The organism is Muribaculum sp. An289 (assembly GCF_002159555.1).
GTDB classification, from domain to species: domain Bacteria; phylum Bacteroidota; class Bacteroidia; order Bacteroidales; family UBA932; genus Merdivivens; species Merdivivens faecigallinarum.
In genome coordinates, this window is sequence record NZ_NFIV01000015.1 from 24,817 (window position 1) to 32,618 (window position 7,802).

At 47.4% G+C, this 7,802-nt stretch carries 5 protein-coding genes, 1 pseudogene and 1 riboswitch; of the genes and pseudogenes, 4 read left to right on the plus strand and 2 right to left on the minus strand.

All coding sequences use genetic code 11. From position 1 onward, the window contains the following. Positions 1-97: 97 nt before the first annotated feature. A complete protein-coding gene (locus B5F83_RS09715) occupies positions 98-2,149 on the minus strand; it encodes a cation:proton antiporter (RefSeq protein WP_087280362.1) in 2,052 nt (683 codons plus the stop codon). An 82-nt stretch (positions 2,150-2,231) separates the two neighbouring features. Then, positions 2,232-2,432: pseudogene (locus B5F83_RS09720) on the minus strand (DUF3737 family protein); the annotation flags it as partial. Between the two features lie 30 nt (positions 2,433-2,462). Between B5F83_RS09720 and B5F83_RS09725 the strand changes: the two are divergent. From B5F83_RS09725 to nrdG, 4 genes are all read left to right on the plus strand, one after another. Next, positions 2,463-2,834, plus strand: a complete 372-nt coding sequence (locus B5F83_RS09725) for a toprim domain-containing protein (protein WP_239383859.1) — start codon at positions 2,463-2,465, stop codon at positions 2,832-2,834. Between the two features lie 168 nt (positions 2,835-3,002). Beyond that, the gene (locus B5F83_RS09730) at positions 3,003-4,376 is read left to right on the plus strand and encodes a mobilization protein (RefSeq protein WP_204207379.1); all 1,374 of its coding nucleotides are present in this window, start codon (positions 3,003-3,005) and stop codon (positions 4,374-4,376) included. Positions 4,377-4,435: 59 nt separating this feature from the next. Then, a riboswitch (cobalamin riboswitch) is annotated at positions 4,436-4,634 on the plus strand. A gap of 106 nt (positions 4,635-4,740) precedes the next feature. Beyond that, complete coding sequence (locus B5F83_RS09735) at positions 4,741-6,948, plus strand: anaerobic ribonucleoside triphosphate reductase (RefSeq protein ID WP_087280365.1); 2,208 nt, start codon at positions 4,741-4,743, stop codon at positions 6,946-6,948. Next, complete coding sequence (nrdG, locus tag B5F83_RS09740; protein WP_087280368.1) at positions 6,926-7,429, plus strand: anaerobic ribonucleoside-triphosphate reductase activating protein; 504 nt, start codon at positions 6,926-6,928, stop codon at positions 7,427-7,429. Before B5F83_RS09735 ends, nrdG begins: the two co-directional genes overlap by 23 nt. Positions 7,430-7,802 lie beyond the last annotated feature (373 nt).

A 7,802-nucleotide genomic window follows, 5' to 3' on the forward strand; every position in this document is an offset into this window, starting at 1 on the left:
GTTATTGATTTTCAATGCATTACACCAACAATCATTAAGTCGGGGCGTGCCCGACCATGCAAGATAAACACCCTTCGGCTCCTACGGCCACTTACGACTACGACAACATCAGGCTGTGCGCGGAATCATCATATTTTTCAGGATAAAGAAGTACGAGGCTCGTATGGGAAAAATCCTTGCCCAGAAGGCGCGGGAGCCTCTCGTGCGAACTGTCATACGATATGGAACCAGAGCGGGAACTTATCACGACTAAGAGGCTGTCTCCGTCCACCTTGTCACGCAACGACTGGAGCCCGTCTATTTCAGGCAACAGGGCGAAATCGCATTCCGTCCCGGCATATTTTTCCGATATCAGCGAACGCAGCACTCCGGCAGTTTCTGAAGTACAGTAAAAATGCAGTTTTCTTTCCAAGGCCCTCCCGACCCTGCACAAATGCCCCGCCCAACGGGCGAAACCGGCCTCATACTCGGCCTTAGGGGGAGCCGCCACGACTATTTTCTTCAAAGTATTGATTGGCACCAGCATCCTCATCACGAATACCTCGCAGTTGATGCCCTTCAGCAGATTTATGGCGAAATTGCTGAGCAACACCGGCCTTTTCACCCCGCTGTCGCGGTGCAGGCCTATTATGACACTCGTAATGTCCTGCTCCTTTACGGTATGAATGATGCCGGAAGCAATGTTCATGTCATAACGTGTAAGTTTCTTCAGTTCCACATTCGAAGAAGCCGCAACCTTCGCCGCATTGTCGAGATTGGAAGCACTGACGGAACGCAGCCTTTTCCCGTCGACATCGTCATTGATGATGCTCAACGCATAAAGGTCCCCCGTACCGGCACTGTCGCGCATCGCTATGGAAAAACAAACCATATCCTTTACCGTATCGGGATTGGCAATTGGAATCAGTATCCTTTCCGGATGCCCGTCCGTATCGGCATCCACACCGATACTTTCGACGGCTATTTTCTTTGATGTGCGCTCGGTTATTACCGAACTTACGATGCAGGTCACAAGTATCAGCAACACGGTACCGTTGAGTATGTCGTCATTGAACAGCCGGCTCCCGTCCGGAAGGATTATGTTATAACCCACAAGGGCCGCCGCAAGCGTAGCCGCCGCCTGCGAAGTACTCAGGCCGTACATCAGCCTGCGCTCCACGGCCCTCATGCCGAAAAGTTTCTGGGTAAGGAAACAGGCGAGCCATTTTCCTGCAAGGGCGCAAAAAAGCATTATCATAGCCACCTTCAAGGCATTGCCGTGGCCGAAAATCACTTTCAGGTCGATAAGCATCCCGACCCCTATGAGGAAATACGGAATGAACAGTACGTTCCCCACGAACTCTATATGGTTTTTCAGCGGGGAGATGCCCGGAATGAACCTGTTGAGCAGGATGCCTGCAAGAAAGGCCCCGAGAATGCCCTCCAGCCCTGCCAGTTCCATAAGGCCTGCCGCAAGGAAAAGCAGCACAAGCACGAACAGGAACTGGATGACCGTATCGTCATATTTCCGGAAAAACCACCTTGCCAGACGTGGAAAACAACAGATTATCAAGGCCCCCACAGCCAGGACTTTGATTATAAGCCAGAGCCAGAAAAGGCCGCCGGAAGTCCCTGCGAATATGCCGCTTATGACTGCAAGCACTATGAGAGTCAATGTATCGGTAATCGCTGTCGCGCCGACGGTTATGCTTACGCTCCTCTGTTTCGAAACTCCGAGACGGAGCACTATCGGATAGGATACGAGAGTATACGAAGAGCACATGCTCGCCAGCAGCAGCGAAGTAGCCACACCGTATTTCAGATACGAAGTATTGATCAGGAATCCGAGTGCGATAGGCACCAAAAAGGCCAGCATACCCAGCACCAAAGTCTTATTGCGGTTCTTCTTCAGATTGGCCGTATTGATTTCCAGCCCGGCAAGGAACATGATATAATACAGACCCACATTCCCGAAAAGCTCGAAACTGCTGTCGCGTGCAAGGATGTTGAGACCATGACTGCCTATAAGCACCCCCGCCAGAATCATCCCTATGATGTTCGGTATCCGCAACCGGCTGAAAAGCATCGGCGCGAAAAGGATGATTGCCAGCACAATCAGGAAAATCCACGTGGGATCGGTTATGGGGAGGTTCAGGTCAGTCCAGTTCATGCCCACAAATTTAGGAAAATTTTCCGATTTTCCCTACCGCCATGCCGGTGGACTGCCCGCGGCCCGCGAATAACCTGGCCGCTCACTTTTTGCGTACCTCTATCACGCAGTCGGCCGGAGCCTTTATGTTTTCGTCTATCGTCACGGAACCGATGCTGTCGGCAACGATATGCCCGGACATAGGGTTCTTTATATTGGTTATGGCCCCGCGGATATCGGCTTCAAGTGTCGAATACTCGAAAGCACGGTCGCATGAAGGCTCGAAGGTACAGTTCTCGAGCAGCGAGACGTGTGTTACCTCTTTGAGGGCTTTATGGATTATCTCTCGTTCCTTACAATCCGAGTGAACAATAACCCCGAAGAGCCACACACCAATGAGCAGGATTATATGGTACTCAACTCCGTTACCAACCTCTCAAAAGCCGAGCAACTGCTCCACCCATACACCCGAATAGGTAGTTTTCTCGACAACGACCAAGCAGGGCAAAGAGCGTATGAGAATCTGAAAAAAATGTTCGGAAACAGGCTGCAAGATATGTCGCATCACTACAAGGAGCATAAGGATTTAAACGACTACTTATGCCACCGAAACCAAGCAAAACAAGTAGAGAAAAAGTCGCAAGTCCAATCCGCAAGGCGGATGCCACAACCACAGCCGAAGAAGAAACGAGGCTTCAGGTTATAGCCCACTATAACTACACGCTTCGCTTAAAGTAGTTGTGGGCTCTACCGAAGGTGCAGAGTGACCTCCCTGCACTCCGCTTATGGGCTTCGCCCCTAAGGACCCCGACAGCGGAAGCAAGTGACCAAATGACCAACAGACATTAGTGTAACCAATAAAATCAGAATAACTATGGCAGTAAAAAGCAGCATACATATCAAGCCTTGCAACATATCATCGAGCGAGGCTCACAACCTCAGAACTCCCGAGTATATGCGTAACATTGGAGAGTCGAAAATCTACCTCATACCCCAACTTGTTGCCGACAATGAGTATTGGATAAATCCACGCTTTGGCGATTACGATTTGCAGACGCATTACGATAACATCAAGCAGATGGTAAAGTCAAAGACAGGGCGAGCGATGCAGGAGAAGGAGCGAGAACGCAAAACCAAGAGTGGCAAGATTATCAAGGTGGCAGGATGCTCACCTATTCGTGAGGGTGTATTGCTCATCAAGCCCGACACTACATTAGAGAATGTTCGCAGATTTGGTGAGGAGTGTCAGGAGCGTTGGGGAATCACGCCGCTTCAAATATTCCTCCATAAAGATGAGGGGCATTGGCTCAGTGGAGAGCCAGCCCCAGACGATAAGGAGAGTTTTCAAATTAGCGGTCGTTGGTTCAAACCCAACTACCACGCCCATATCGTATTCGATTGGATGGACCACGATACGGGCAAGAGCCTAAAGCTCAACGATGACGATATGATGCAGATGCAGACTTTGGCATCCAAGATTCTATCAATGGAGCGAGGGCAATCCAAAACCGTAACGGGCAAGGAGCATTTGGAACGAAACGACTTTATCATCGAGAAGCAGCGTGCCGAGTTGGAACGCATAGAGGCTGAACGGCAACACAAGGAACACCAGATAGATCTTGCCGAGCAAGAACTAAAACAAGTGAAATCGGAAATACGCACCGACAAACTCAAAAGCGTAGCCACCGATGCAGCCACAGCCCTTGCAAGCGGAGTAAGTTCTCTTTTCGGCAGCGGTAAGATGAAATCGTTGGAACGCAAGAACGAGGATTTACGGGATGAGATAGCAATCCGAGACGAGACCATCGAGCAACTTCAATCCAACATCAAGCAAATGCAGGCAGAACACCAAAAGCAGATACAGGAGGTTAAGCAATCATACGAAGCGGAACATCGTAAACAATCGGAGTATATCGACAAGATTTTGCGTTACTTCCCGTATGTGGAGAAGCTGATGCCGATGATTAAATACCTCAGCGAGAAAATGGGATTCAACGACAACCTTATCAAAGCATTGTGCACTTTCAAGGAAATCCCCGTCCAAGGCAAACTCTATTCAACGATGTTTAATCAATCGTTTTCTGCCGATGGTGCGGTCTGCTCTCTCAAAGAGGACAAAGAGGGAAGATTTGACCTTAAAATCGATGGTGTTTCGCATCACTCTTGGTTCAGACGCAAGAAAGATGAGTTTATGGAAGCGTTAGGATTATCGACAAGCAGAATACAAAATCGAGGAATGAAACTATAAAATGCTCACCAAGTCGTAATAATTAGCCCGTAGAGTGCTAATAATTGTGACTTTTTATTACCTTTGCGTCAGATTAAGGTGTTTGAGGTGGCATCAGTCGCCAAGAATGAAAAGGGAACATCGGTGTAAATCCGAGACTATACCCGTAGCTGTGAGTTTCATTACACTCCGTGCTTTCTCAATGGTCACTGCCCGCAGGGTGGGAAGGCCGCACGGAGGAAACAAGTCAGAAGACCTGCCTTTATCTGTTTTTTAGATGCTTTCGGGAGATAGAGCGTCAAAGATTAAGTCTGCAAAAGGATAGATTTCATCTGCAACATTCCCCGCAAGTATCATAGGTGTGTAATTTATAAATTAATGCATTATGATACAGACAGTAGTAAAGAGAGATGGTCGCATCGTCGGTTTTAACCGCGAGAAAATCGCTGCAGCTATACGCAAGGCGATGCTTACGACCGAGGCTGGCGAGGACGAAGTTCTCGTCTATAAAATTGTTGACCGCATAGAGTTTCGAGGTAAGGAGCAATCTTCAGTAGAGGAGATTCAAGATATGGTCGAGTTGGAGTTAATGGCCTCGCCACGCAAGGAGGTTGCCAAGAGCTATATCGCTTATCGTGACAAGCGAAGCATTGCCCGTAAGGCAAAGACTCGCGAGATGTTCCTCGAAATTGTGGAGGCAAAGTCAAACGATGTAACCCGAGAGAATGCCAATATGAATGCCGATACCCCAGCAGGTATGATGATGAAATTTGCATCGGAGACAACAAAACCTTTTGTGGATGATTATCTTCTGTCGGAGCAGACCTTGTGGGCGGTAAGAAATAACTATCTGCATATTCACGACAAGGACTACTATCCCACAAAATCGCTTACTTGCATTCAGCATCCATTGGATAAAATTTTGGAACACGGTTTCCAGGCAGGACACGGCGAAAGTCGCCCTACAAAGCGTATTGAGACGGCATCTATAATGGCTTGTATTTCGATGGAGACCGTGCAGAACGAGATGCACGGAGGTCAGGCAATTCCAGCCTTTGACTTCTACCTTGCTCCATATGTGCGTCGCAGTTATATCGAAGAGGTTAAGACCATCGAGAAATTGACGGGTATTGACCTAAAACATCTCTACGAGGCCGAGATTGAGGATTATATCTATGGCGATTTGGATTTCTTGCAGGGTGATGAGCGTTTCAAGCAGCACGCTATCAACCGCACTATTAATCGCGTGCATCAGTCAATGGAGGCATTTATCCACAATATGAATACCATCCATTCGCGAGGAGGAAATCAGGTCGTCTTTTCATCTATCAATTATGGCACCGACACCTCTGCCGAAGGTCGTTGTATCATTCGTGAGTTGTTACAATCAACTTACGAAGGTGTAGGCGGTGGATCGACAGCCATTTTCCCTATTCAGATTTGGAAGAAGAAGCGAGGTGTGAGCTATCTGCCTGAGGATCGTAACTACGACCTTTACCAAATGGCTTGCAAGGTTGCAGCACGCCGTTTCTTTCCCAACTTTGTGAATCTGGATGCAACATACAATCAGCATGAGAAATGGCGTGAGGATGATCCTAAGCGCTATCAATATGAGGTGGCTACGATGGGTTGCCGCACCCGAGTTTTTGAGAATCGCTTTGGCGAGAAGACATCTATCGCCCGCGGAAACCTCTCGTTCTCTACAATCAATATCGTGCGTCTTGCCATAGAGTGTATGGATATTGAGGATAAGGCATGCCGTATTGAGAGTTTCTTCGCCAAGTTGGATGAGTTGTTAGAAATTACAGCCAAGCAGCTTTGTGACCGTTATGATTTCCAGAAGACGGCTCTTGCCAAGCAATTCCCGTTGCTTATGTCGTCGTTGTGGATGGGGTGTGAGAACCTGAAACCTAATGATGTTATAGGTGGAGTAATCAATCAGGGTACACTAGGTATTGGTTTTATAGGATTAGCCGAGTGCCTAATAGCCCTTATGGGCAAACACCACGGCGAAAGCGAGGAGGCACAGGCCTTAGGCTTGCGTATTGTCACCTATATGAGAGATAGAGTAAACGAATTCTCGGAGCGTTATCAGCACAATTTCTCGGTATTGGCAACTCCTGCCGAGGGCTTGTCAGGTCGTTTCACACGCATTGACCGTAAAAAGTTTGGCGAAATTAAGGGCGTAACCGACAAGATTTACTACACCAACTCCAACCACATTCCTGTATATTACAAGTGTTCACCCAAGCATAAGGCTGAAGTAGAGGCTCCATATCACGACCTTACTCGTGGTGGTCATATTTTCTATATCGAAATTGATGGCGATGCAACTCACAATCCACAGGCCATCATGGATATCGTAGATTTGATGGATAAGTACGATATCGGTTACTGTTCGGTGAATCACAATCGTAACCGCTGTATGAATTGCGGTTATGAGGATGCTCAGCAGGAATTGGAGGTATGTCCTATATGTGGTAGCGAGAATATTGATAAGTTACAGCGTATTACAGGTTACCTTGTTGGAACAACCGAGCGTTGGAATAAGGCTAAATTGGCAGAGCTGAATGACCGGGTTATCCACAAATAGCATTCGCATCCTCGATATAAAGTATGGCACTTCAGTCGATGGTATAGGGCTTCGCACCTCGCTATATTGCGCGGGGTGCGAAAACCATTGCGTGGGTTGTCATAATCCGCAATCGTGGGACGAATATGGTGGCGAAGCCATTGAAATAGAGGAGTTGTTCCGATTGATAGTCGATGCCGATATGAATGTTACCTTTACCGGTGGCGACCCGATGTTCCACCCTGAAGGTTTTATTCAGTTGGCGCAGATGATAAAAGAGCAGACCGATAAAACAATCTGGTGCTATACAGGATACCGTTTTGAGGATCTGCTCGCGCATCCTCTTCGTCGCAAATTAGTTGAGTTATGTGATGTAATTGTTGATGGTCGCTATATCGAGGCAGAACGAGATTTATCATTGCATTTTAGAGGAAGCCGAAATCAACGAATCATTGATGTACCAAATTCACTTCAATTTAACAAAGTGTATCTGATAGAATAATCAAGGGTGATAAAAAAGTGCAGACAAGAAAACTATAAGAGAAAATGTATTTGTTCATTTCTTTGTCTGCATTTTTTGTACCTTTGCAACATAGAGGGTTATCACATTGTAGCATAACAATGAAGAACTCAGAAATACGAACGGTTGCTATCTCGTTACCCAATATTCAAGCAATCCGACCAACCAATTTATTCTAAGCGAGTTATCTTTTCTTGCAAAAGTTACACAAATTTTCCGATTTTCCCTACGGGCATACCGTGGGAACGGCCCGCGAATAACCTGGCCGCTCACTTTTTGCGTACCTCTATCACGCAGTCGGCCGGAGCCTTTATGTTTTCGTCTATCGTCACGGAACCGATGCTGTCGGCAACGA